Annotated in this window: 22 protein-coding genes and 1 pseudogene; 7 read left to right on the forward strand and 16 right to left on the reverse strand. The window is 36.9% G+C overall.

Annotated features, from left to right (window positions below; translation table 11 throughout):
* Positions 1 to 28: 28 nt before the first annotated feature.
* Positions 29 to 667, reverse strand: coding sequence for a Fe-S biogenesis protein NfuA (nfuA, locus tag CDA10_RS02390; RefSeq protein WP_089603914.1), 639 nt, complete (start codon positions 665 to 667; stop codon positions 29 to 31).
* Between the two features lie 264 nt (positions 668 to 931).
* Positions 932 to 1,396, reverse strand: a complete 465-nt coding sequence (ftn, locus tag CDA10_RS02395) for a heteropolymeric bacterioferritin subunit Ftn (protein WP_089603915.1) — start codon at positions 1,394 to 1,396, stop codon at positions 932 to 934.
* Positions 1,397 to 1,784: 388 nt separating this feature from the next.
* On the opposite strand from ftn, the gene CDA10_RS02400 reads away from it, so the two are divergent.
* Complete coding sequence (locus tag CDA10_RS02400; RefSeq protein ID WP_089603916.1) at positions 1,785 to 2,849, forward strand: SDR family oxidoreductase; 1,065 nt, start codon at positions 1,785 to 1,787, stop codon at positions 2,847 to 2,849.
* Positions 2,850 to 2,991: 142 nt separating this feature from the next.
* Here the strand turns inward: CDA10_RS02400 and ligA are convergent, their stop codons facing one another.
* From ligA to CDA10_RS02425, 5 genes are all read right to left on the reverse strand, one after another.
* Entirely contained in the window at positions 2,992 to 5,022 is a 2,031-nt protein-coding gene (gene ligA / locus CDA10_RS02405) for an NAD-dependent DNA ligase LigA (RefSeq protein ID WP_089603917.1), read from the reverse strand.
* Between the two features lie 374 nt (positions 5,023 to 5,396).
* Positions 5,397 to 6,443, reverse strand: a complete 1,047-nt coding sequence (locus CDA10_RS02410) for a cell division protein ZipA C-terminal FtsZ-binding domain-containing protein (RefSeq protein ID WP_089603918.1) — start codon at positions 6,441 to 6,443, stop codon at positions 5,397 to 5,399.
* Between the two features lies 1 nt (position 6,444).
* Positions 6,445 to 9,897 carry a chromosome segregation protein SMC gene (gene smc / locus CDA10_RS02415; protein WP_089603919.1) on the reverse strand — a complete coding sequence of 1,151 codons (3,453 nt, stop codon included), beginning with the start codon at positions 9,895 to 9,897 and terminating at the stop codon, positions 6,445 to 6,447.
* 27 nt (positions 9,898 to 9,924) lie between these two features.
* Positions 9,925 to 10,620: a GntR family transcriptional regulator gene (locus CDA10_RS02420; protein ID WP_089603920.1), complete on the reverse strand. Its 696-nt coding sequence runs from the start codon at positions 10,618 to 10,620 to the stop codon at positions 9,925 to 9,927.
* 158 nt (positions 10,621 to 10,778) lie between these two features.
* Positions 10,779 to 11,582, reverse strand: coding sequence for a sulfite exporter TauE/SafE family protein (locus CDA10_RS02425; RefSeq protein WP_089603921.1), 804 nt, complete (start codon positions 11,580 to 11,582; stop codon positions 10,779 to 10,781).
* Positions 11,583 to 11,612: 30 nt separating this feature from the next.
* Between CDA10_RS02425 and CDA10_RS02430 the strand changes: the two genes are divergently transcribed.
* Together CDA10_RS02430 and CDA10_RS02435 are read left to right on the forward strand one after the other, a co-directional pair.
* Positions 11,613 to 12,368 carry a biotin--[acetyl-CoA-carboxylase] ligase gene (locus CDA10_RS02430; protein WP_089603922.1) on the forward strand — a complete coding sequence of 252 codons (756 nt, stop codon included), beginning with the start codon at positions 11,613 to 11,615 and terminating at the stop codon, positions 12,366 to 12,368.
* A 433-nt stretch (positions 12,369 to 12,801) separates the two neighbouring features.
* The gene (locus tag CDA10_RS02435; protein WP_089603923.1) at positions 12,802 to 13,539 is read left to right on the forward strand and encodes a type III pantothenate kinase; all 738 of its coding nucleotides are present in this window, start codon (positions 12,802 to 12,804) and stop codon (positions 13,537 to 13,539) included.
* 46 nt (positions 13,540 to 13,585) lie between these two features.
* Here CDA10_RS02435 and CDA10_RS02440 read toward each other — a convergent pair whose 3' ends face one another.
* Together CDA10_RS02440 and ffh are read right to left on the reverse strand one after the other, a co-directional pair.
* Positions 13,586 to 14,185, reverse strand: coding sequence for an alpha/beta hydrolase (locus CDA10_RS02440; RefSeq protein ID WP_157909338.1), 600 nt, complete (start codon positions 14,183 to 14,185; stop codon positions 13,586 to 13,588).
* Positions 14,186 to 14,404: 219 nt separating this feature from the next.
* Complete coding sequence (gene ffh / locus CDA10_RS02445; RefSeq protein WP_089603925.1) at positions 14,405 to 15,811, reverse strand: signal recognition particle protein; 1,407 nt, start codon at positions 15,809 to 15,811, stop codon at positions 14,405 to 14,407.
* Between the two features lie 144 nt (positions 15,812 to 15,955).
* Here ffh and CDA10_RS02450 point away from each other — a divergent pair, with 144 nt between their 5' ends.
* Positions 15,956 to 16,765 (forward strand): cytochrome C assembly family protein, encoded by an 810-nt coding sequence (locus CDA10_RS02450; RefSeq protein WP_089603926.1) that lies wholly within the window; start codon positions 15,956 to 15,958, stop codon positions 16,763 to 16,765.
* Positions 16,766 to 17,187: 422 nt separating this feature from the next.
* Positions 17,188 to 18,642 carry an aldehyde dehydrogenase family protein gene (locus tag CDA10_RS02455; RefSeq protein WP_089603927.1) on the forward strand — a complete coding sequence of 485 codons (1,455 nt, stop codon included), beginning with the start codon at positions 17,188 to 17,190 and terminating at the stop codon, positions 18,640 to 18,642.
* 244 nt (positions 18,643 to 18,886) lie between these two features.
* On the opposite strand, the gene CDA10_RS02460 is transcribed toward CDA10_RS02455, so the two are convergent.
* Both CDA10_RS02460 and CDA10_RS02465 read right to left on the reverse strand, forming a co-directional pair.
* Complete coding sequence (locus CDA10_RS02460) at positions 18,887 to 19,087, reverse strand: hypothetical protein (protein ID WP_089603928.1); 201 nt, start codon at positions 19,085 to 19,087, stop codon at positions 18,887 to 18,889.
* A 1-nt stretch (position 19,088) separates the two neighbouring features.
* Entirely contained in the window at positions 19,089 to 19,790 is a 702-nt protein-coding gene (locus CDA10_RS02465) for a hypothetical protein (protein ID WP_089603929.1), read from the reverse strand.
* A gap of 292 nt (positions 19,791 to 20,082) precedes the next feature.
* Here CDA10_RS02465 and CDA10_RS02470 point away from each other — a divergent pair, with 292 nt between their 5' ends.
* Positions 20,083 to 21,009 (forward strand): tRNA dihydrouridine synthase, encoded by a 927-nt coding sequence (locus CDA10_RS02470; RefSeq protein WP_213062843.1) that lies wholly within the window; start codon positions 20,083 to 20,085, stop codon positions 21,007 to 21,009.
* 8 nt (positions 21,010 to 21,017) lie between these two features.
* On the opposite strand, the gene CDA10_RS02475 is transcribed toward CDA10_RS02470, so the two are convergent.
* From CDA10_RS02475 to CDA10_RS02495, 5 genes and pseudogenes are all read right to left on the reverse strand, one after another.
* Positions 21,018 to 21,383, reverse strand: coding sequence for an SseB family protein (locus tag CDA10_RS02475; RefSeq protein ID WP_089603931.1), 366 nt, complete (start codon positions 21,381 to 21,383; stop codon positions 21,018 to 21,020).
* Between the two features lie 190 nt (positions 21,384 to 21,573).
* A pseudogene (locus tag CDA10_RS02480) lies at positions 21,574 to 22,230 on the reverse strand (HAD family hydrolase).
* A gap of 77 nt (positions 22,231 to 22,307) precedes the next feature.
* On the reverse strand, positions 22,308 to 23,216 hold the full coding sequence (locus tag CDA10_RS02485; RefSeq protein WP_089603932.1) for a pyridoxal-phosphate dependent enzyme: 909 nt from the start codon (positions 23,214 to 23,216) through the stop codon (positions 22,308 to 22,310).
* Between the two features lie 35 nt (positions 23,217 to 23,251).
* Positions 23,252 to 23,674 (reverse strand): GNAT family N-acetyltransferase, encoded by a 423-nt coding sequence (locus CDA10_RS02490; protein ID WP_089603960.1) that lies wholly within the window; start codon positions 23,672 to 23,674, stop codon positions 23,252 to 23,254.
* 11 nt (positions 23,675 to 23,685) lie between these two features.
* On the reverse strand, positions 23,686 to 24,915 hold the full coding sequence (locus CDA10_RS02495; protein ID WP_089603933.1) for a class I SAM-dependent methyltransferase: 1,230 nt from the start codon (positions 24,913 to 24,915) through the stop codon (positions 23,686 to 23,688).
* A gap of 100 nt (positions 24,916 to 25,015) precedes the next feature.
* Here CDA10_RS02495 and trhA point away from each other — a divergent pair, with 100 nt between their 5' ends.
* A complete protein-coding gene (gene trhA / locus CDA10_RS02500) occupies positions 25,016 to 25,660 on the forward strand; it encodes a PAQR family membrane homeostasis protein TrhA (RefSeq protein WP_089603934.1) in 645 nt (214 codons plus the stop codon).
* The last annotated feature ends 81 nt before the right edge of the window (positions 25,661 to 25,741 follow it).

The following is a 25,741-nucleotide window of genomic DNA, read 5'->3' on the forward strand; positions in this document are numbered from 1 at the left end:
TTATTTCCATATTCGATATACAGGCTGATTATTTAAAATAAGCGCCTTCTGCTTGGCTATGGTCAGTTTGGTCAACAACACGCCCTAATTCAGGTATGTGCCCTTTTAACGTCGTTTCAACGCCTTGTTTTAAAGTAACATCAATTGCTGAACACCCTTGGCAACCACCACCAAATTTTAGTACAGCGGTTAAACCATGTTCTTCATCTTCAACCACTTCTACTAATGCACAATTACCACCATGACCTGCAAGACCAGGGTTGATTTCGGCTTGAAGTATATAAGTAATGCGTTCTTCAATCGATGCATCAGGGCCAACACGTGGTACTTTTGAATTTGGTGCACGGAAGGTTAATTGCCCACCAAAACGATCTTTATTGTAATCAATGACTGCATCTTTCAAATATGGAATAGACGGCGCATCAACAAATGCTGGGAAATCAGCATAGTCTTGTCTGTAATCTGTAGGTACAACTTCTTCAGGTGCACTATATGCCATGCAACATTCGGCACGTGGAGTACCCGCATTTTCTACGAATACACGAACGCCAATTCCTGGAGTATTCTGCTTATCCAAAAGGTCCTTTAAGTACTCTTGTGCATTGGGAGTAATCAATAAATTTGGAATTTCTTCTGCAACTGCAGTATTGGTGTTCTCAGTCGACATAACTCTATCCTCAAGCTGAAGTCGGTATTTTAACTGAAGATGGGGCTGAATGAATAAAAATCAACTAAAATTGTCGGAATTGTTAAATTTTAATTGAACAATCAATAGATTAAGAACTTTTTATTTTAAAATAATTGAACGACGATTGATTACCAACAAAATAAAACGCCCAATGAAACTCATTGGGCGTTGATTTGAAATAAGCATTCACCTAATACATCACTAGGCAAATATCCCATCTTCAAAGAACAATCTAGACACATCTTACATCTGAGATTGGATATAATTCTGTAAACCAATCAACTCGATCAAACGGAGTTGCTTTTCGAGCCAATAAGTATGATCTTCTTCAGTATCATTCATTTGCTGACGTAACATATCACGTGTTACATAGTCGCCTTTTTCTTCACAAAGTTTCACACCTTGCGCCAACTTTTCACGTACATGATACTCAAGCGCCAAATCTGCTTTTAAACATGTCACCACATCTTCGCCAGTCACAATATCATCACGATTCATATTTGGTGTGCCTTCAAGGAACAACACACGGCGAATTAAAGCATCTGCATGCGATGCTTCTTCTTGCATTTCATGATCAATACGTTCGAAAATTTTAGTTAAACCCCAATCTTCGTACATACGAGAATGGATTAAATATTGATCACGAGCAGCCAGTTCACCACCGATCAACATATTTAGATAGTCTACTACTTCTGGATTGCCACGCATTTCAAAAACTCCATACCCTTTTCACCTATTATGGACAAATTTTATAGATATTGCAAAAAATAATATTCGTAAGTTTATGATTTTTATAAAATTAAAATGAGAAACATACGCATTTGCAATTCTTATTCGCAATTTTCCATATAAAAAATAAACTCTTGCGGAAACTCATTCACTTTACAAGGCCTTTTTTTATTAAAAATATGATCTGATTCATTTTGTAACCATTAAAAATGCTTCTTATTTCGATACTTCTATTTAATATTTTCTTCTTTTTCAATGACTGTACATTCATACTGCCTTATTACTTTTATATTGGTGATAAGATGTAAAGACATTATCAAATTTAATATTTATGATATTGAATATTAAAAATTAGAAGGAAAAAATGATGTCTCAAGGAAATACATCAGCCCCGATTCTTGTTACTGGTGCAACTGGCTATATTGCAAGTTGGGTCATTCGAAAACTACTCGAACAAGGTTATACCGTTCATGCGACTGTTCGTGATCTAAATAAAAAACAGAGCTTTGCACATTTAGAAAAAATTGCACAAGAAAATTCAGGAACTTTAAAGTTATTTAAAGCCAATCTGCTAGAAAATGGTTCATTTGATGAAGCCATGCAAGGTTGTGAAATTGTGCTGCATATGGCATCTCCATTTGTTGTCACCAATTATAAAGATGCAGTGAAAGACATTATCGAACCCGCAGTTTTAGGAACAGAAAATGTGCTCAACAGTGTCAATAAAACTGAATCTGTGAAACGTGTGATTGTGACTTCAAGTATTGCGTCTACTTATGGTGATGCAATTGATATCTTAGAAACTGAAGAAAATCAATTTGATGAATCACATTGGAACACCACAAGTTCTACAACACATCAACCTTATCCATATTCTAAAGTGATGGCAGAACGCAAAGCTTGGGAAATGGCAGATGCACAAAACCGCTGGACTTTGGTCTGCGTCAATCCTGCTTTAGTCCTCGGCCCTTCACTCACTGCAAGTACACAATCAGGCAGTGTTGAAGTTCTTGAACAATTTGCCAATGGTATGACTTTATTTGGTGTCCCACCAATGTGGAATGGCATCGTCGATGTACGTGATGTTGCAGATGCACATATCCTTGCTGCTTTTAATGAAAATGCATCAGGGCGTTATATTATTAGTGGTGGTTCACTCAGCCTACTGGAAATGGGCAAAATTTTGCGTCAGCATTTTGGTCAAAAATTCCCATTCCCACGTAACCAAGTGCCGAAAAGAATGTTTAAGTTGCTAGGCCCTGCTTTCGGTTATTCACGTGATTTTATTGAAAAGAACATGGGTTATCCGATTATTTTCAATGCAGATAAAAGTAAGCAAGAACTCGGCGTTACTTATCGCAATATTGAAACCAGTTTGGTTGAACACTTCCAACAGCTGTTAGATGATGGTGTGGTGAAGAAGTATATTTAATGATTTATTATTTCAAATCTTTTTCATGTTGATATAAATGATAGTAGATTTGTCTCAAGAATAAATTAAACGCTACGAATACAATAAAAAAAGCAAAGGCACCAAGCCTTTGCTTTTAAATATTTCGAATCTAAGCGATAAGCTACATCTGCCCATATTCCTTCATCAATTCTAAAAACCCCTGCTCATCTAGCACAGCTACCCCCAACTTTTCAGCTTTTTCAAGCTTAGACCCTGCTTTTTCACCAGCAACGACACATTTGGTTTTACTTGAAACACTACCACTCACACGTGCACCAAGTGCTTGTAGCATCTGTGTCGCATCGTCACGCCCCATTGTCGCTAATGTTCCCGTAATGACCCAACTTTCACCATTTAATGGCTGACGAGTCGGTGCAATAGGTGCATCCCAATGAATTCCCGCAGCAAGTAAGCGATCAATCACCTCAAGATTATGTGGTGCTTGGAAAAAGTCGACAATCCACTCGGCAGTAATATCACCAACATCTGGAGTTTTTTTCAATGCATCTAAGTCCGCATGACGAATCGCATCGAGTGTTTGGAAGGTGTTGGCAAGCATACGTGCTGTTGTTTCACCAACGCCTCGAATACCTAAAGCATAAATAAATGCAGCCAAAGTGGTTTTTTTACTATTTTCAATTGCATCAAACAGGTTTTGAACTGATTTCTCCCCCATTTTCTCAATCGTTAATAACTGCTCACGATGCTCATGTAGATGATAAATATCAGCCACATCCTTGAGTAAATCTAAATGTAAGAGTGACTCAACCCAACGATCGCCCAAGCCTTCAATATCCAAAGCTTTACGAGAAACAAAGTGGCGAATCGCTTCAATACGTTGCGCTGAACAATATAAACCGCCTGAGCAACGTGCCAATGCCTCACCTTCAGGCATGACCACAGGTGAAGAACATACTGGGCAGTTTTCAGGTAGATGAACTTCAACAACATCTGTTGGACGGAATTCTAGCCAAACCTTTTCGACCTTTGGAATCACGTCGCCACTACGATAGACACTCACTGTATCGCCAATACGGACGTCTAAACGGTGAATTTCCCCAATATTGTGTAAAGTCACATTCGAAACAGTTACGCCACCAACAGCCACTGGATTTAAACGTGCTACTGGGGTTAAGGTTCCTGTGCGTCCAACTTGCCAATCGATATTTTCTACAGTCGTTAATGCTGCAACTGCTGGAAATTTATAAGCGGTTGCCCAACGTGGTTCACGACTTAGAAAGCCTAACTTTTGTTGTTGTTGTAGATCATCAACTTTAACCACCATGCCATCAATTTCAACAGCTAAGTCAGGACGTTCTTGATTGATTTGCTCATATTTTTCTTGAACATCTTGAATACTGTCGCAAATAAAATGACGCTCACCTACAGCAAAACCAAAATTGGTTAGCCACTCTAAACTTGCTGACATCGAAGTAATGCCATGATTTGGCTCACACTGCGCTATGCCGTAAGCATAGAACGCTAAAGGGCGTGAAGCTGCAATACTTGGGTCTAGTTGTCGTAAGCTACCTGCTGCGGCATTACGTGGATTTGCAAAGGTTTTTTCGCCTTTGGCTTCATTTTCAATGTTTAATTTTTCAAAGCCTGCTTTCGGCATCAACACTTCACCACGAACTTCCAATAAACGTGGTACTTGAATTTTGTCTGAAGATAAAACCTTGGGTAGGTTACGAATTGTCTTCACATTTTGAGTAATCACCTCACCTGTTTCACCATCACCACGGGTTACTCCACGAATCAATTCACCATTTTCATACCACAGTGAAATTGCTAAGCCATCAAATTTGAGCTCAACATCATATTCAATTTTTTGATTGGGTAAACGTTCTTCAATACGTCGTGCAAAAGCAAACAATTCCTCTTGATTGAATACATTACCTAAAGACAACATCGGCACAGTATGAGTAATGGTTTCAAATTTTGATAATGCTTTTCCACCGACTTTATTGGTTGGGCTATCGGCTTGTACTGAATCCGGATATTGTTGCTCTAAAGCTTTGAGTTGATGAAATAACTGATCATATTCACTGTCTTCAATCGTAGGCTGATCCATCACATAATAGGCATGATTGTGCTTTGCAATGAGTTGAATCAATTGACGCATTTGTGCCACGACAGCATTATTTTCCATAAATCATTTCACCATATAAAAGGGCGGAAATCCGCCCAAAATTCATCATCACAATTATAGTGCTTTCAGAAAATTTGTATCATCACTAAAAATAAAAAAATAGATAGCTTTCATTGAAGTCTTACATCTAAAATTTAGGGTTTAGCCTTCGGCTCGACCTACTTTTTTTCGGAAAAAGTAGGCAAAACCATTGTCATCCGCAAAACTCGACAACTACCAAATCTTAAACCATTTAATCGCAGAAACATTAATTCTCATAATGTAGTCTGTCTCAAACACGTTGCGGATGACGTTTCCGCGTATCCATTTACAAATCAAAACGAATACGCTTTTAATAATTGAAATTATAAGGCAAATACGCTTTGAGCTTAATGCTAAGCTTCTTGCCCTGAGCGATAATCAATCGCTGTATGACGCCAATGTTCTTTTAACTGTGGTGTAAATTCAAGATTATTTTCATCATAAACCGTACCATCAATTTCACGTGCAATAAGACCTGCGATACTCACCATCGTATCGAAACCTTTTTGCACATTTGGATGTGGTAAAGCCAAGAAGAACGCTAAACCTTGTACTTGTTCTGTCGATAATAATTCTAAATCAAAACCTTCTGGGCCATTATCTGTGACACGTAAGACTGAAAATAAAAGTGGACTTTCTTCTTCAGGATTTTCATAACGATGAAAACACATCAGCTCACCAAAACGTAATCCGTATTTTAAAAGCACTTTTAAAGTTTTATCACCAGATAAAGCTTTACGTGGATTTGGATAAACATTCAGTGCAATGATACTTTCTGCATTTGATAAAACACATTCATCATCATGCCGTTGTTGTTGATTTAAATGTACATCTAAAATACTACTTTCTTCATCAAATTCTTTGATTTCAGCAGTTTCTACATGTTCATTTAATTGAAATGCTTCAACTTTCTCAACTGGTTTACTTTCCTCAGCAACAACCGATGATTGCTCATTTTCAGAAGATTGAGTGTCAGAGTCCGTTAATAAATCCGTTGATAAAATAGTTGCATCCTGAATATTCTCAGTCGAAGTCTCTGCTGAGTCAGTTTGTACTTCTGCTTTGACTGGATTGGTTGAAGGTGAATGCTCAACCTCAAGTTTCACTTCTTCTTTATCTACAGCTTGAGCAGAAAGCTGTTGTGATTTTTCTTCCACCACTTCAACAGAATCAAGCGCATCTAAACTCGGTTCAACACGTGCTTTGTCTTCGGTCAATCGATCAGCCTGCAATTGATCACGTACATGACGTGGAATTACAGGTTGATTACATTCTTCATTGATATGTAATTCAGATTCTAACGATGGTGCAGCATCATTTGGTTTTCGTAGCACCATTCTTAAACCCACTAAGATGATGATTACTGCAACAACAATTCCAATAATTGTGGTGACTTCCATTCTACGACTCCGCGGCTAAACCGTATTCTCTTGCCTCTTCCAAATTCACAGTGACGAGTTTTGATGTTCCAGGTTCTGGCATCGTCACGCCCAGCAAATCGGTTGCCATCGTCATTGCAACTTTATTATGTGTAATGTAAATGAATTGAACCTGATCAGAAAGCTCTTTTACCAAATTACAAAACCGACCGACGTTTGCATCGTCTAAAGGTGCGTCAACTTCATCCAAAACGCAGAATGGTGCAGGATTTAAACGGAAGATTGCAAAAACCAATGCCAAAGCGGTCAGTGCTTTTTCACCACCTGACAATAACGCCAATGAGCTATTTTTCTTTCCTGGTGGGCGAGCCATCAGTTTAACACCAGACTGCCAATCATCTTCGAGGCTTAAACTTGCTTCACCACCATCAAAAACTTTAGGAAATAAGACTTTAAGCTCATTATTAACCCGATCAAAAGTTCCCATAAAGAGCTTTTTAGTTTCTTGGTCAATACTCTTCATGGCATCTTTGAGCTGCTCAACCGTATTTTCCAAATCCTGCATCTGATGGGTTAATTCATCAAAACGTTTAGACACTTCTTCATATTCTTCCGAAGCCGCCAAATTCACAGCACCTAGTTTTTCAAATTGGCGTTGTGCTTTTTCAAACTTTTCTTGATGTACAGGTAAATCAATAAGTACACCTTGCTTAATCGTCGCATTCATCTCTTTGAGTTGATCTGAATAATGTTGCAAATCAGATTTTGCTGATTGCCATGAAAGACGTTTTTCTTCTAACTTAGTCCGTAATTGCTCATCATTTTGCTGATGCAAATGACGCATTTCGGTCAGTTTTTGCTGCTTAGATTGAATATTATTCAATTCAACTTGCCATTCTTGCCAAGTTTTTTGCAACTTTTCAGTTTGCAGCGCTTGCTCAGAATATTGTGACTCTAAGCTTGGCAATTCCAATTGGATTGGATCTACAAATCTTTTAGCTTGTTCCATTTGCGCTAATATTTGTTGATATTGCGCTTTTGTAAATGTGACATCTTTTTCAAGCAATTCAATTTGTTGTTTATTTTGTTCAGCTAAACGACGTGTTGTTTCAAAATCTTGCTGTTTAAGTTGCAACTGTTGTTGTTGCTCTTCAACCTGCTCATTCAACTCATCCAATTTATATTGCAATGTTTTAAATTCTGGCAGATTTTGTTCAAGCTTGAGAATGACAGAATGCATGTCGATTTCGAGATCATCTTTTTGCATCGCATCTTCTTCAAGCTGCTCGTCTAACTGTTGTAACTGACTATTTAATTGAACTTTTTGGACTTCAAATGCCTGAGCAGCACTTTGTTGTTTGGCAATTTGCACATCAAACTGCTGTAACAATTTTTGCTGATTTTTTAAAGCCTCTTGATCTATTTGAATCTGTTTTTGTAAATCACTGATTTGCTGATTGAAACTTGGTAATAAAGCATCTGCTTCAATCACTTTGGGTTGTAAAACAGCAAGTTGTTGTTGAATTTCTTCTAAACGAATCCGATGACTGAGTGCGCCTTGTGCAGCTTGGCTAGATTCATCAAAGAACAGACCAATCACCCAATCTTGACCAAGATGATAGCCATCAAGTGTCAGAATACTTTGCCCATTGTTTAACTGATTTTGTAAAGTTAATGCATGACTCAGCGTTTCGGCGATCGCAACTTGATTCCACAATGAATATTGTGGTGAATCAATCCAGTCTGCCAAACATGGCAATTGATTGAATTGAATTTTATCCAAAGAAGAAGATACTTTAAGCTGACGTGCAATACTTTCCGTAAAGTCTGCATGCTCATCGATAAGTTGAGCAGAGAGCCATTTGGCTAAAAACTTTTCAACTAAATGTGCATGTGTTTTGCCAAACTCATTCAGTTTGAGTACTTGCATCAATTGAGTCGCATTATGATCTGTTTTTACAGCACTTTTCGCGACCAATTGATTTAAGTTTTTCTGCTCAGACTGCAATACTTGTAACTCAGATTTTAAATTTGAAATCTGAGTTTTTTGTAGATTCATCTGTTCTTGAACTTGTTCCAGTTCGGATTTTGATTCAATCAGTTTTTGTTCTAACTGAGCGATCACTTCTTGAGCTGAAGCTTTATTTTGCTCCAATTGCGTTAAATCTTCAGTTTGGAACTGATTTTGAATCTGTGTTGTCTGGGTCTTTAAGGTATCTTTTTGCTGTTCGATTCGTGCAACATTTTTTGCTAGTTGTTCAATCTGCGCTTGCATCTGTGCTTTTTGTTGCTGCTGCTTTTCAACTTGCACTTTAACTTGTTCATACTGTTGTTGTGCTTGGAGTTGTTGTGCTTTTAAATCGCTAAAAGCATGACCACGTTGTTGAGTATCTGCTTCTGAACGTTGTAGATTTTCAGACTGCTGTTCCAATTGTGTTTGCAATGTTTCCAATTGCAATTCCATCAATTGAATTTTCTCTTTATTCTGAATTTTTTGCTGTTCTAATTGTCCTAAAGCTTCTGAATTTTGTTGGAATAAAGTCTGCTTTTGTTCCAAAGTCATTTTTAATTCAGAAAGCTTTTTTTCAGCTTGTTGCCATTCATTTTGTAAAGGCGTCGATTGCTGAATCAAACGCTGAAACAATTCATTGGTCGATGTTAAGTCATGTTCCAATGTACTCATGTCTGAACGCACTAACTTGAAATGTTCTCCAAGTTGATCCATTTCAACCGTATATTCTTCTTGTAAACGGCTACTACGTTCACATTGGAAAGAGAGAATTTCAATTTTTAAAGTACGAATTTCAGTTTCTAAGGTTTTATATTGAACTGCTGTTTCAGACTGACGTTTTAAAGTTTTAAGCTGTGATTTTAATTCAGAAGCAATATCTTCAAGACGATCTAAATTTTGAGTCGTATGTTCGAGATATTGTAAGGTTTCACGACGACGCGCTTGGTAGCGTGATACACCCGCGGCTTCTTCAATAAATACACGCATTTCTTCAGGCTTTGCGTCAACCAAACGGTTAATCATCCCCTGTTCAATAATCGCGTATGAACGTGGCCCTAAACCTGTCCCAAGAAAAATGTCGGTAATATCTCGACGGCGACACTTGGTTCCATTCAGAAAGTATTCAGACTTTCCATCACGGTTGACCTGACGACGTACTGCGAGTTCAGCATAGGCGTTGTATGCTCCTCCCAATTTGCCATAGGTATTTTCAAAACGTAGTTCTACACTTGCCATTCCCACAGGTTTACGCTTTGCCGTTCCTGTAAAAATAACATCCTGCATACTGCCACCGCGTAACTGGCGAGCACTCGACTCTCCCATTACCCAACGAATGGCATCAATCACATTGGATTTACCACAACCATTCGGGCCAACGACAGCAGTGCGGTTATCTTTGAATTGTAATGTCGTACTATCGGCAAAAGATTTAAAGCCAGAAAGTTTTAAGCTGCTTAAACGCATAATGTCCTAGTTACTTATCAACGCCACTTAGCGACGCGATCTCCGCGCCCAAGCAAGTTCGATTTGTTTCATCCGTGTCAGAGATTCCAACACTAAGTTACGTAAGTGTCGACAAAAATCTTCCATAAATAAAGTAGCTTGTTGTGATTTTCGGATTAAAATTGCATCAATCACTAACTTTAACAATTCTAAAGCTTCTTGAAGCTCACGTCTTGAAGTATTTAAGGTTAAAAAATAACTTCTGCGTAATGATGGAAGCAGCTCTTTATAAAATTTCATCAAGTATGGATTGCCCACCATCGCTTGTTGTTCAGACAAAAATTGAAAGACACCATCATAAAATTTTTCAGTGTTACCTTGCTTCACCTGTTCAACCAAATGATTGAGTAACTGTTGAATCGCTTCAGCCTCATGGTTACGCCAAGTTTCACTCATACGCTGTACGATTTGTCCCAATAACAATGCACTGGTATCAAACAAAGCACGAACTTGTTGTGCCGACATTTCAGAAACAATTGCACCACGGCGAGGGAAAATTTCGATTAAATGGGTTCTTTCTAAAAGCAATAGTGCTTCGCGTACCGAGCCTCGACTGACATCCAGTTCTTTGGCGATACGTAGCTCTTGTATTCTTTCTCCTTCAACCAACTCACCGCTAATGATTTGTTCACTAATATGCTTCGCGATTTGTTCTGAAAGGCTTTCTACTTCTTCCAAAGGCATAGGATTCCTGTATTGGCTTTATTATTTTTTGGACAATGTCATTTGTCATTGTTTTCATTTTTAACTGATTTTCAAAGTTAAACTCTATGACATTGTCCGACAATTTTAACGTATTTTAAGTCAACTCAAGTTTAAGAAATAGTACCGTTGATCGGATACTATTTTGTAATTCCCTGATAAATAAAATAAAGGCCTACAACTGTAAGTAAACATGCAAAGCATTTTTTCAACATCGCTGGTGATAATGCATGTGCAACCTTTGCACCCACTTTGGCAGTGATAAAACTCATAATACTGATGCCAATAAATGCATAAATATGAACATAACCCACCGCATTTTTAATTTCAGTCTGTTCTTGTAAACCAAAAAACATAAAACCTAAAGCGCCCGCAATGGCGATGGGTAAACCGCAAGCAGCCGATGTCGCAACTGCTTTCTGCATCACCACCCCATTTTTATTTAAATAAGGCACGGTCAAACTTCCGCCGCCGATGCCAAAGATTGCTGAAGCAACCCCGATTCCGCCGCCTGCAAGCATTTGCTTAGATGCCGATGGTAATTGTTTAGACTGATCAACTTGTACATTGGCGCCTTTAAACATCTTAAATGCGACCCAAATTGCAAAAGCACCAATGATCAACTGTAAGTGCTGTCCTGATAAAATATCTGCAATACCCGCACCTAAAAATGAACCAATCACTAAACCTGGTGCTAAATTTTTAAATACATTCCAAAGCACTGCACCTTTTTTATGATGCGCTGACACTGAACTAATGGAAGTCACGATAATGGTCGCCAATGAGGTTCCCAATGCCATATGCATAATGACAGATGGGTCATAACCCATTTTTGTAAATACAACATATAAAATTGGTACAATTATTAACCCACCACCCACACCAAATAGGCCTGCGGTAAATCCTGCGATTGCACCAATACCTAAATATATGATTAACTCCATAAATGTTCCTCCATTTTTCTCAGATTCAACATGGATTTAGAGACTCGTCATATTAGACAGCTTCTTACACAAGCAAATCAGCTCCCTGAAGTGCTGCTTTTGAAACAGACTACAGCATCGACCAATGATGATGTGCGAGAAATTGCGCTCAGCGGAATAAAGACAGTTTTGGTCTGTAGTGAAACACAGACTCAAGGACGAGGTCAGCATCAAAGGGAATGGGTATCCCCTAGCGGTAACATTTATTTAAGCACATTGCTTGAGACACGAACACCCTTAGATGGTCGTTTAGCGCTTGAAATTGCTCTAAATATCTTACAAATGCCAACTTTTAAAAACTTAGCCAATTTGCAAATTAAATGGCCGAATGATTTATACAGCAATCAAGGCAAGTGGGGAGGAATCTTAGTTGAGCCTATTTCCTCAAATCAAGCCATTATTGGTGTTGGAATTAATCTTCTACCTATTCCAAAAGAACAAATTAGCCAACAAGCAACTTCCGTAGTTCAGCTTGGTGTTGAATATCCCAATCGGATTCAAATGATCAGCGAATTATATTTGGCCATTCAACAAGCGGGTCAATGGTTCAATCATGGTTGTTATAATCTTGCAGCACGCTTTAATCATTATGCAGCCTTTATGGATCAAAACGTTCATTTTGAGCAAATCAATGATTCGGTTGAAGGTATTTTCAAAGGCATACATGATGATGGTTCTGTGAAATTATTTACACCCCAAGGCTTTATAAATGTCTATCAAGGGCGTTTACGTTTAGTAGTTGAGTAACTAATATTGCACAATGATAGTTCAAGAAATATTTTTCAGTTTGCTTTACAACAATTCATCGATACGCGGAAAAGTCATTCGCTATTGTTTGAGGCAGAACAATATTTGAATGAGAACATTTCTGCGATGAATACGATAAATAGAAAGTATTAAACGAGTTCAGCGATGAGGAGTAATGCTCCGTAAGGTGGTTTTCTTGCAAAGCTTCGCTTTTCATTTTCCCGAAAGAAAAGTAGGTCGAGCCGAAGGCCAAACCCTAAATCTAAACTTTACATGTAAGACTCTGCTGAGTACTTNAAACCCTAAATCTAAACTTTACATGTAAGACTCTGCTGAGTACTTTATTGTTGTAAACATTTAGGCCATGCACAACATTTTAAATACGTAACATTAGTAAATAAATGAGACAGCACAAATAAAATTAGGCAAGACAATGAAAGCACTTTGGTTAGATATTGGAAATACTCGTCTTAAATATTGGATCACTCAAGATGATCAAATCATCGAACAAGCGGCAGAGTTACATCTGCAATCCCCTTCCGATCTTTTACTCGGCTTAATCCAACACTTTCGTGGTTTAGGATTGAATAAAGTTGGGATTTCATCTGTTCAAGATAAAACCAATAATGAACGCATTGTTAAAATACTTAAAATGCTTGATGTTCCAGTGAGTTTTGCCAAAGTTCATGCTGAATATGCAGGTTTACGCTGTGGTTATGACCACATTGAACAATTGGGAATAGACCGTTGGTTACAAGTTTTAGCTGTTGCAAACGCAGAACAAGACTTGTGTGTAGTGAGTTGCGGTACAGCACTCACGATTGATTTAACTCAGGGTTTACAACATCTTGGTGGTTATATTCTACCAAATTTGTACCTACAACGTGACTCACTCATTCAAAAAACCAAAGGCATTAAAATTCCTGATGCCGCATTTTCAGAATTAACACCCGGACGAAATACCATTGACGCTGTACATCATGGCATTCTACTTGGATTACTCAGTACCATCCGTCAAGTGATGCAACAATCCCCTCGGAAATTAATGCTAACAGGTGGTGATGCACCATTATTCGCGCAATTTCTTGAGGAATTTGATCCTATTATTTGTCCTGATTTACTTTTACAAGGGTTACAAATTTATTTAGATCAAGAAAAAGCATCATCATGAATTGATCAATAATGAATGCATTACCAATAGCCTCATCTAGGAATCATTAAAATAAAGAAGAAGCCTGCACAAATTTCGCCCGTGTAGGCTTTAACAAAACTTTTACTTTTTCCCATAATTGTGGAAACTCGTTAAATCCATCTTGTCCTCGAAATTGCCCCGCTTGTTTGACCTCAAACATTTGCGCATTCAATAAATGCCCCAATTGAATACTGACTGGTGCTGGAATATCCGAATCATTACTGGATAAAAACAAAAATCGTTGCTCAATATTACTCCTTATAATTTCATCAACAATATCAATTTGTTGAATAAATTGATGGTACTCAGGTTTAGCATTTAACATTTTATTAAAAGCAGAAATAACAAAAAGAGCTTTAACTTGCTGCCCTTGTTGTAAATGTGTTGAAAGTAGATCAAGTGTTGATAAAACACCGAACTCATGTGCAATGAAAATACTGTCTTGATTATATTGGATTTGATGATCCATCAAAGTTTGTTTGCATTGCAGATAATCAGGATTTTCAGGATTGGGTAAAGGAACGTGAATACATTCAAATCCATTGCTCATGATTTGATCTGCTAACCACGTATACCAATGACTTTGGGATGACGATGATTTTCCATAAATGATGTAAACTTTCATTATTTTCTTCTTATCAATATAAATATAAAAAATTAGATTCATCAGTTAATGATGTTTATTAAGTTAGATTAAATACATATAACCAATATTTGCAAATAAATTAACATTTATTGAACAATATATCCTAAAAATCACAATTTTTTATTCTATTTACCAATTAAAACTACACAAAAAAAAGATGCCGAAGCATCTTTTTTATTTATAAATCATACTGATCTATTATTTTTTATCATTGTTTCCAAATAATGGTCCCATACCGCCACCACCACCGAATTGTTTTTGCATGCCGCCCAATGAACGCATCATTTTCGCCATACCTGATGGATTCGCAAACTTCTTCATCATTTTCGCCATTTGCGCATGTTGTTTGATGAGCTTATTCACTTCTACAACATCCATACCACAACCCGCTGCAATACGTTTTTTACGGCTTGGATTCATCAAGTCTGGGTTACGGCGTTCTTTAATGGTCATCGATTGGATAATCGCTTCCATTTTTTTCACTTGCTTTTCAGGATTCGCTTGTGCAATTGCATCTTGAATACCTGAATTACTCATGCCAGGCAACTTATCCAAGAAGCCCATCATACCGCCCATCTTATTCATTTGTTCAAATTGCATCAGCATGTCTTCAAAGTTGAAGCTTCCGCCTTTTTGCAATTTTTTCGCCATTTTTTCGGCTTTTTCTTTGTCGATCTTACGTTCAACTTCTTCGACTAAAGAAAGTACGTCACCCATACCCAAAATACGTTGTGCAACACGCTCAGGATGGAATGGCTCTAAGGCATCGAGCTTTTCGCCCATACCTAAGAATTTGATTGGTTTACCTGTGATTGCACGTACAGAAAGTGCCGCACCACCACGTGCATCACCATCAGTTTTGGTGAGAATCACACCTGTCAGCGGCAATGCATCATTGAATGCTTTTGCAGTATTTGCAGCATCCTGACCTGTCATCGCATCGACAACAAATAAAGTTTCTGTCGGATTAATCGCAGCATGTAATGCTTTGATTTCGTCCATCATGTCATCATCGACATGCAAACGACCTGCTGTATCGACAATCAAGACATCATTGAAGTTGATTTTCGCTTGACCAATCGCACGTTGTGCAATTTTGATCGGGTCTTCTGACGCATCAGATTCAATAAAATCAACACCAACTTCTGCTGCAACTGTTTGTAGCTGTTTGATCGCTGCTGGACGATAAACGTCGGCAGAAACCATAGCGACTTTTTTCTTTTGACGCTCTTTTAAAAAGCGAGCAAGTTTTGCAGCAGTTGTGGTTTTACCCGCACCTTGCAAACCTGCTAAAAGGATAACAACTGGAGGTTTTGCAGCCAAATCAAGACTTTCATTCGCCGCACCCATCATCTTTGTGAGTTCGTCATAGACGATTTTCACGAAAGCCTGACCAGGTGATAGCTGTGTCATCACTTCTTGACCTAATGCCTCTTCCTTAACTTTCGCAATAAACTCACGAGTTACAGGTAAGGCAACATCTGCTTCAAGAAGTGCCATACGTACTTCACGTAACGTATCTTTAATATTGTCTTCTGTTAGCTGTCCTGAGCCAGTAACGTTTCTTAAACTCTGCGTGAGTCGTTCTGTTAAGGTATCAAACATTGCAAAATCCGCTTAAAATAGCTAGTAGCAAAAAAATCTTTCTTAAAATAGAAAATTTATGCCCAAGATGCTATAGGATACTGTAGTTCACATGGAATTTATATCTTATAACATGAATATTCATCATCCTGAAAAAGGTTTGACATGATTAGCCTACCCTTGGTTTATACGATTTTAGCATTAATTGCCTATACCTCTTCATTTTGGTATCTGTTTATGCACTTAATGTCAAAACGTCCTGCAAATCCATGGTTTATTGGTGTCATGTCAGGTTTAGGACTGATCTTACATGCAAGTGTACTGTATAACGATGTGGTTACACCACAAGGGATTAATTATGACGTTTTTAATTTGATGTCATTTACTGCTGGTTTAATGTTACTCCTCAGTATGCTGTACAGCACTTATCGCCCTGTATTGTCTCTAAATTTAATTGGAATTCCTGTCGCTGCATTTGGTCTGATTTTAGGTTTTTGTTTTAGTAAACCAAATCAATTTATGGAGCAGCATTCTTTTGGTTTAGATATTCATATCATTTTATCACTGTCAGCCTATGCCGTTTTACTCATGGCAACCATACAAGCAGTATTGATATGGTTTCAAAACCGTGAACTGAAAAAGAAACAAAAAAAACGTATTTGGGTCAATTTCTTACCTGCTTATCAAGCCATGGAATCATTATTGTTTGATATGTTAATTACTGGTTTTTTACTACTTACTGTCGCTTTAAGTTTTGGTTTCTTCACGATTGATAACTTCTTTGCACAACACTTAGCACATAAAACAGCATTCAGTATCGTATCTTGGTTTGTGTATGGTGCTCTGCTGATTGGTCATTATAAATTTGGTTGGCGTGGTCAAAAAGCCATTCGCTTTACCATTATTGGATTCTTCTTATTAGCAATTGGATTTATTGGTTCTAAATTTGTATTGGAAATGATACTGCATCGCTAATACTCAAACAGTGCTTAGCTTTTAAGCCAATTAAAGCAATCTATTCAATGAATTAATGTATCGGAAAAACATTGCAGGTAAATGCATCACAAAAGATGTGAATCATTCAATAGCCTGAATTAATTTTAATACTGCCTTAGAAGAGAATTCTTTAAGGCATCAAATACTCTCCCAAACAAATAATCTATATTCTGATTTTTCTTGAACTCAACACAGAGAATAATCTCTATCCTATTCATAAACAAAATAAAATTCACTTATCAATATTTAAAATCGATTTCATCCTATAAGAAATTGCTTCTATTTTTCTAATGATTTTAAATTTGAATAAAATCACACCATTTTATAGTTTTGCAAATTTTCGCTTGAAAAAATTCATTTAGAGTATATTTTAGAGCAATTACTCTAAAACTGAAAATTCTATGAACGAACAACAATCACTTCAAACAAAGTCCTTTGATAATCAATATTTTGCTGAGTTATTTGCGCAACAATTACCTGTTTCTTTGGCTTTAAGGCAGAGTAATGTTCAACAACGTATTGAAAAATTAAAGAAATTTCAAAAAGAATTATTAAAACGTAGATCACAATTTTATAACGCATTTCAATCTGACTTTCATAAACCCAATATCGAGGTAGAGCTAACTGAACTTTTAACTGTGATTGATGAAATTCGTCATGCGATCCAACATTTAAATGAATGGGTGGCACCAGTCAAAGTTGCGACTACGATTTCCACTTTAGGTTCATCCAGTCATGTGCAGTATCAACCCAAAGGCCGTTGTCTCATTTTAGGACCTTGGAACTATCCATTAAATACCGTATTGTGTCCGCTTGTTTCTGCTGTAGCAGCAGGAAATACCGTCATCATTAAACCGTCGGAATTTGTACCAGCAGTCAATAAAGTCATGATTGATCTGATTGAAGCTGTCTTCAATCCAAATGAAGTTGCTGTTGTAACCGGCGATCAACACGTTGCAACAACTTTACTTGCTTTACCTTTTAATCATATCTTTTTTACAGGTTCACCGACGATTGGCAAAGTTGTCATGCGTGCTGCGGCTGAGAACCTAAGTTCTATAACACTTGAGCTTGGAGGAAAGTCTCCAGTAATCATTGATGAAAGTGCCAATATTTCAGATGCGGCTTCTACGATTTGGTGGGGTAAGTTGATCAATGCGGGACAATCCTGTATTGCTCCAGACTATTGTTTTGTGCATAAAAATGTCTATTCATCTTTTATCGAAAAAAGTAAAGAGATCATTACCAAACGTTTTGGAGAGCAACCTGAAAGTCGTAGAACCAGCCAAGACTTGGCACGTATTATTTCAGAGCGACACTTTAATCGTATTGAAGACCTGATTAATGATGCTGTAGATAAAGGTGCTAAAACAGTGATCGGGGGAACAGGTGATCGTGCAGAGCATTTTATTGATCCGACAATTCTAAGCGACCTCCCTATAGACGCCACCATTCTCAAAGAGGAAATTTTTGGACCTGTTTTACCTGTATTGGTTTATGAACATATTGATGAAGTCATTCACTACATCAATCAACGTGACAAACCTTTAGCAATGTATGTATGGAGTCGCCAACAGTCGCAGATTGAACATATTTTGTTGAATACAAGCTCGGGCAGTGTTTGTGTGAATGATTGTATGACGCAATATGCGCAAAACAATTTACCTTTTGGAGGAGTCAATAACTCTGGTCTTGGTAATTCGCATGGCTTTTTCGGTTTTAAGGCTTTTTCACATGAACGTGCTGTGCTTACAGGGCAGATTCAGTTGAAACGTCCTTTTGTTGTCCCGCCTTATAACTTCGTAAAACTTAAAGCAGCACAGCTATTATCCACTAGCTTAGCAAAAACAAGCTAATACACTGAAATTAAATATTTTATATAGGATAAATATAGTTTTAACTCATATATTTATCCTTTTTCATTTTGTATGAAAATTAGCAATAAGGCAGATAGCATCAAAGAAGCCTCTACAGATTCCTTTGACTTACTATTTAGATTAAAAACTACATGTAATAAATATTAATAATACTTCAATCTATTAAATACCAACATATAAAATAAACCTTACTTTCTTAAATTAAAAAAGTAAGGTTTTATAGTTATGGAACCATTATTTTAACATCATCACGATTTTCAGTAAAAATTATTCCTTCTTCTGTTTTCAAAGTAACCTCAGCAGTATCCCACTCCTCTAAAACTGCAACAACTAAATAGGTATCCTTAATACGCCAATATAAAAATGTTTTAGGTGGTGTATTTAAATATACTAGATCGTCGTCAAATAATTCTTTTGCTTTCATTTTATTCACCCTCAGTTTTTTGATTAATTTTTTGTTTCAAATTGACTCTACACGCGACTGCCTTCTCCTTATTACTACCAGCATTTGTTAAACACTCATGATATGTCGTGGCTAACCCATATATATACATACCTGATAGTGCTGTTTGGTTATTCTGAATAATTTCAGGTCTTAAAATTAGAGCCTGTGCAGCAAGCTGATTCGTTTCTGCTACCTTTTGCTCTTTTTCTGCAACCACCGTAACAATCCCAAAGATTTTTTCAAATAGAGGAGCTTGGGTTTCATATGTTCCATTTGCTGTACTCAAACACATTTGGTACATCAAATCACGAGCCAATAATACAGCTGAAGAACGACCATTAAGTTGTAAAACACTGGTAGCTGAATTTACGCCACCTTCCAACTTAGATTCTTCTTTTAATACGCCATTTTGATCTAACGTAAACCCTGCTTTACCACTTGACCCGAAAATATCCGCTCTTGCAACATCAGGCATAGGTTGATCACAAATATATATTTTTCCATTTCCTCCTTTAATATTATGTGACAACCGTAAATCTATCGGAATGCTTGTTTTTTTATCATTCAAACTATTTGGATCATTAACTACTAAAGCTCTTTTTTGAGTAACCAAATTAGTTGTACAAGCACTTAAAAACAAAATACAACAAGTACAAATAAAATTTTTTATTATCTTTCTCATTTAAAACTCCTTTTTAAAATATTATTAAAATAAATTATTCTCCTTATAAGTTATCTAATTTTTATTTTAATCCTAAATTTTAATTAAAAAATATTTCAATTCTTAGGTTTTATTTACAAAATGTTTCTAAATAATTTCACTATTATAATATTTTCTTATTCATTTAAATTTTAAAAAAATAATTATTAGAAAATTTTACAACAACTTAAAATTAAGTGCTTTTATGGATTTACTAGACATATAACTAAAAAAAACGTATAACACCGTTTTTCAATTTGACTGGTAACACACATTGAAACTCATCCTTGCACCCATGGAAGGCTTAACCGATCCCATCATGCGTGATGTACTCACGTCTGTAGGAAGCTTTGACTGGTGTGTGACTGAGTTTATTCGTGTGACCGATTCAGTCTTGCCCGATCATGTCTATCACAACTATTGCCCCGAATTAAATACCGATGGCAAAACTGCTGCGGGAACGCCAGTGCATGTGCAGTTTTTGGGAAATAATCCTGACATGCTTGCTGCCAATGCTGTTCGAGCTGTCGAACTTGGTGCCCCTGCAATTGATATGAACTTTGGTTGTCCTGCAAAAACGGTCAATCGTCATCGTGGCGGTTCAGTGCTTTTAGATGAACCCGAAGTTGTTTATGAATTGGTGAAGGCTGTCCGTGATGCTGTGCCTACGCATATTCCTGTTTCAGCCAAAATGCGCTTAGGCTATATGGATCGAAACTTCACCATGGAAAATGCACTTGCGATTGAAGATGCAGGCGCAGCTTGGGTCACTGTACATGCACGTACCAAAGCAGATGGTTATACGCCTCCTGCTTTTTGGGATACCTTACAACCGATTCGAGAAAGGTTGAAAATCAATGTGATCGCCAATGGTGAAATCTGGACCAATGCTGATGCAAAACAATGCCAATTGGAATCGGGTTGCGAAGATTTGATGATTGGTCGTGGTGCAGTCACTACACCCGATTTAACCCAATGCATTCGACAAAATACCGACCAAGCACTCATCACTTGGAGTGAGTTATTAGGCTTACAAATCCGTTTCCTCAACGGGACTTATAAAAAAGAAATGAATATGGTCGGGCGTTATAAGCAATGGCTTGGAATGATGTCAAAACATTATCCTGAAGCTAAAGCTTTATGGGATGAAGTCAAACGTCTTAAAAAAATTGATGAAGTGCTTGAAAAATTAAAAGCATAAAATCATCTTTAATTCGATTCCTCTGAAGCGATTTCAAGAATTGCTTTAATTTCTTCAGATTGAAACTCTTTAGACAATTCAGAAGTTGGATTCAACACGAGCGTTGCTCCTTGGGTCATTTCAAAGAATTGTCTAGTGTTTACAATCAAATATTCTGCATCTTCACCAATATCATTTCGAATGGATTCTCGTGATAAAAAGAAAGGAATTGCTTGATCACCCTCAGGTGTTTCTAAAACTCTAAATTGAAATTTATGATCAGCACTTTGCGTACCTAAACAATAAACATCTGATATTAAAAGCTGCTCTATAAATTTTGGTATAAATTCATAATTTTCTTGGGTTTGAGTAAATAGTTGTTGCAAATTAGTCATATTATTATCTTCTATTGATTGTTAAATTTGTACAGCGAGATTATATCTTTAGATATGTGTTACTTAAATAGATACTTTAATTTAAATAATGATTGTTATTAACCATGCATATCAATGATCGCAATTAAACACCGTGTTTAACAAAAATGAAATTTCTAATTAAAATTTTAAAATATTATTATTCAAAACATTACCTTTCAATTATAGCCAAAATATCCTCAAAATTCTGCACTCGATGATCAGCTTGAGTAGAACGCATTTTTTGATCAGGATCAAAAAGTATCGTTTGCATACCAATATTCTTTGCACCTTGAATATCCGCAATTTCATTATCCCCAACCATCACACATTGCTCAGGTCGTACATTCATTTGCTGACATGCCAATTGAAAAATTTCAGCTTGAGGTTTCCGTAGCCCAACAGCTTCTGAAATAATCACACTCGAAAAATATTGGTTTAATCCTAAAGCTTGGAAATTATGTTCCTAAAAAGGTGTTTTACCATTCGAAATCAGCCCAAGTGAATAGCCTGCTTTAAATAACTTTTGAATGACAGTATCTACCCCCCTAAAAGCGACACAAAATTGATGAAAATCTTGAATATAACTGGTTAATAATTGCTGCTCAGTAAATTCTGAAATTTTAAATTTTTGAATAAGTTGGCGATAAACCACATCTTTCCACACTGTACCATTGGCATCGAGTTCAATAAAACTTTCAATAAACGACTGTTTTTCTGAATTCTCAACCAATGGCAGAGCATTCACCTGCCAACTTAGAAAACGTTTTAAGGACGCTGTTCGATCCAAAAGTGTTTGATCAAGATCGAATAACACAGCTTGAATCATGCCACTATCCTCTCAATTGAAAAATGCGTTCTCATCGTTCAATGCATCATGAAACTTTATTAAACACCCAGTCTATTTTATTGATTGAATGCTTGTAACGCTTCTAAAGTAATCCCAGCACCACCACAAACAATCACCAAGACCTGATCAGAGGGTTTAAATTGGACTTGTTGGTCATAAAGTACGGACAAAGTTGCACCACATGCTGGCTCAACTAAAACACGATGATCATCTACAAACTTCAAACATGCATTTACAGTATCTTGATCTGAAACGACGATGCTATTCAGCTGAAATTGTTGACTAATTTCAAACGCATTTTGGCAGACTTTTTTTGCAGCGAGTGTTGTCGCTATCCCACTCACTTGATCTAGTTCAACATGCTGTTTGGCAATAATCGAGGCATGTAAAGAAGCTGTCCCTTGAGTTTCAACGGCATAAATTGGAATGTGAGCTAAATCGTACTTCTTTAATCCTGCTGCGATGCCTGAAAGTAAGCTCCCTCCTCCAACAGATAAAACCACAGCATTTGGGATAACACCTTCTGCAATAACTTCATCAATCATCGGGATAATGCCTTCCCACAACAATGCATGATCAAAAGGATGAATAAATACATCATGATGTGTTAATAATGACTGCGCTAAAGCATTGGCTTCAGTCCAAGAAGCACCATGAACAATAACTTCTGCACCTTGCTGAGCGATCAATTCTCTCGCACGTTGTGCTGTTGTTTCAGGAACAACGACTGTCACAGGAACATTAAGTTGTCGTCCTGTGTAAGCGACAGCTAAACCAGCATTTCCACCAGATGAACTGATAAAACGTTGTGCACCTTGCTCAAAATGTTTTTGACAAGCATGACTAATGCTTCTTTGTTTAAATGATGCAGAGGGTTGTAAGGCTTCCATTTTCAACCACACCTGACACTGGTTCAGTTGACTTAAAACTAAAGATTGAATTAACGGCGTTTTTATACTGAGCATTGGCAAATCTATTCTCTTGATGTATTTCAATAATTTTATAAACTCAACCACATATCTATATGTGGAATGCCACAATCTAGATATTCCTCTCCTTTAACCTCAAATCCTAAATTTTCATAAAAACCAATCACATAAGATTGTGCAGAAAGTTTTAAATATTCACGTTTTTGTTCAGAAGCAACTTGAATAATGTGTTGCATCAATAATTGACCGATACTTTTACCACGATATTGTTTAAGTACAGCGACCCGACCAATACTATGGTTTTCCAATAATCGGGCTGTCGCAATCGCTTGATTCTGATCATAAACCACGAAATGCAGAGAAATCGCATCCTGATCATCCCATTCATCATTTTCAGAGATATTTTGTTCTTGAACAAAAACACTACGGCGAATGAGTTGAGCATCATGTTGTAATTCGTGCCAATTCCCTGATTGAATTTGAAAATCTAACATTTGCTTTTCCATTAACATTTAGAACCAATATCTTGTTGATCCCATTGATTATTTAATAATAATTCTAAAGATTGCTTTTGAATACCATACATTTCTTTTAAAGCTTTAATTTGATCCAAAACAACTTGATCAGGCTGATCAAAATCTTTGCGTTTTGTTGCCAAAATCATTTTATTTTTGCTGGTATGTTCTAAAGCTACAAACTCGAATACCTTGGTTTCATAACCATAGGCTTTGAGCAATAAAGCACGAAGTGTGTCTGTCAGCATTTCTGCTTGTTGCCCTGCATGAATACCGAATTGCAACATTGGTTGTAATACTTGAGGGCTTTGCATTTGTGGACGTAATTCTTTATGACAACACGGCGCGCACATGATCATTTGCGCATTTAGACGAATCCCCGTATGAATCGCAAAATCAGTCGCAACATCACAAGCATGCAATGCAATCATGACATCTAAATGATCAGGATGGTAAGTTCTGACGTCACCTTGAAAAAAATCCAATTGACTAAACTCAGAACGTGCAGCAACATCTTGGCAAAACTTCACCATATTTTCATTGAGCTCTACCCCAGTAACATCAGGCGTTTGCAAATGCTTTGCTACATAATCATACAATGCAAAAGTGAGATAGCCTTTGCCCGAGCCAAAATCAACCACTTTTAAAGCATGATTTTTGTCTTGTTGTTGAATATGCGTTAAAGCACCTGAAAATATTTCAATAAATTTATTAATCTGCTTCCACTTGCGTGCCATGCTTGGAATTATTTTTGCATTTGCATCGGTAATGCCAAGCGCTTGTAAAAAATAACTTTCTTGATCTACAAAACGATGCTTAGTTCGATCATGTCCGTTTTGCTCATTTTTCTGAGTTTTGACATTCATCTTATTTTTACTCATCGTCAATATGGCTTTCTTTTTATTTTTCTTGAGCTGAGTTTCAGCTTCATCTGTAAATAAATTAGCTTGTTTACAGTGTTCAGCTTGTTCCTGAATTGTTGATAATGCTTCATTTAAGGGATAATTTTTCGTTACATCCTTGGTTTTATAATGATATAAACAGCTCAAAACAGTTTCGTTTTGTAGTTGAATGACTCTAAAGGTCATCTTCTCTAAATCTGCTAATTCACCTTTATATTGACTTAAAATCAGACGATCTAAGTTTTGATTATCAATAGCTTGCTGTACACTATCGAAAAATTGTTGTTCCTGCTCAGTTAAGGAAACTACTGCTAACATAATCAAAACTCATATTCATTAAGTTGCCTAGTTTAAAACGTCTTACTTTAAAGGTAAAACTGCATTACTATACAAATGTATTTTTAAGAAGTTGAAGCCAATGTCAACCAATCAATTGATTCATGTTTACCCGCCACTGGAAGAACGAATTAATGCATTAAGTCATGCATTTGGTGCTATTTTGGCTGCAATTGCAACTATTTTCATGCTGATCAAAGGCAGTTATCTCAATGACTGGCAATTTTTTGGACTCGCCATTTACGGCCTAAGCATGATTTTATTATTTGCAAGTTCAGCGGTTTATCACTTTTCAGTCGATGAAAAAAAACGTCAATGGTATAAAAAACTCGATCATACTGCTATTTACTATCTAATCGCTGGCACATATACCCCTTTTTTAGCGATTGCGATTCCAACGACAAAAGCACACTACTTGCTTATTGCCCTTTGGATCATTGCAGCAATTGGAACGCTATTCAAGTTAATATTCATTCATCGTTTTGAAAAAATATCGCTCATTGCATATTTGGTTATGGGATGGCTTGCTGTCCTTGTGATGGATGATATGCAACGCTTTTTACAGCCAGACGCTTTAAAATTATTGATCATTGGTGGTTTGGCTTATACGATTGGCGCATTGTTTTATGCATTAAAAAGAGTAAGATACACGCATGCAATTTGGCATATTTTTGTTTTGATAGGGGCAGGATCACATTTCCTTGCAATTTATCTTTACGTCATTTAATCCATTGATACTCGAATTTCGGTGACCCTGAATGAGTGAATTTGGATTGATCTCGTTGTTTTTTTAAGAAATTACGCCTTT

Origin of the sequence: Acinetobacter piscicola (assembly GCF_002233755.1) — a bacterium.
Taxonomy (GTDB): Bacteria; Pseudomonadota; Gammaproteobacteria; order Pseudomonadales; family Moraxellaceae; genus Acinetobacter; species Acinetobacter piscicola.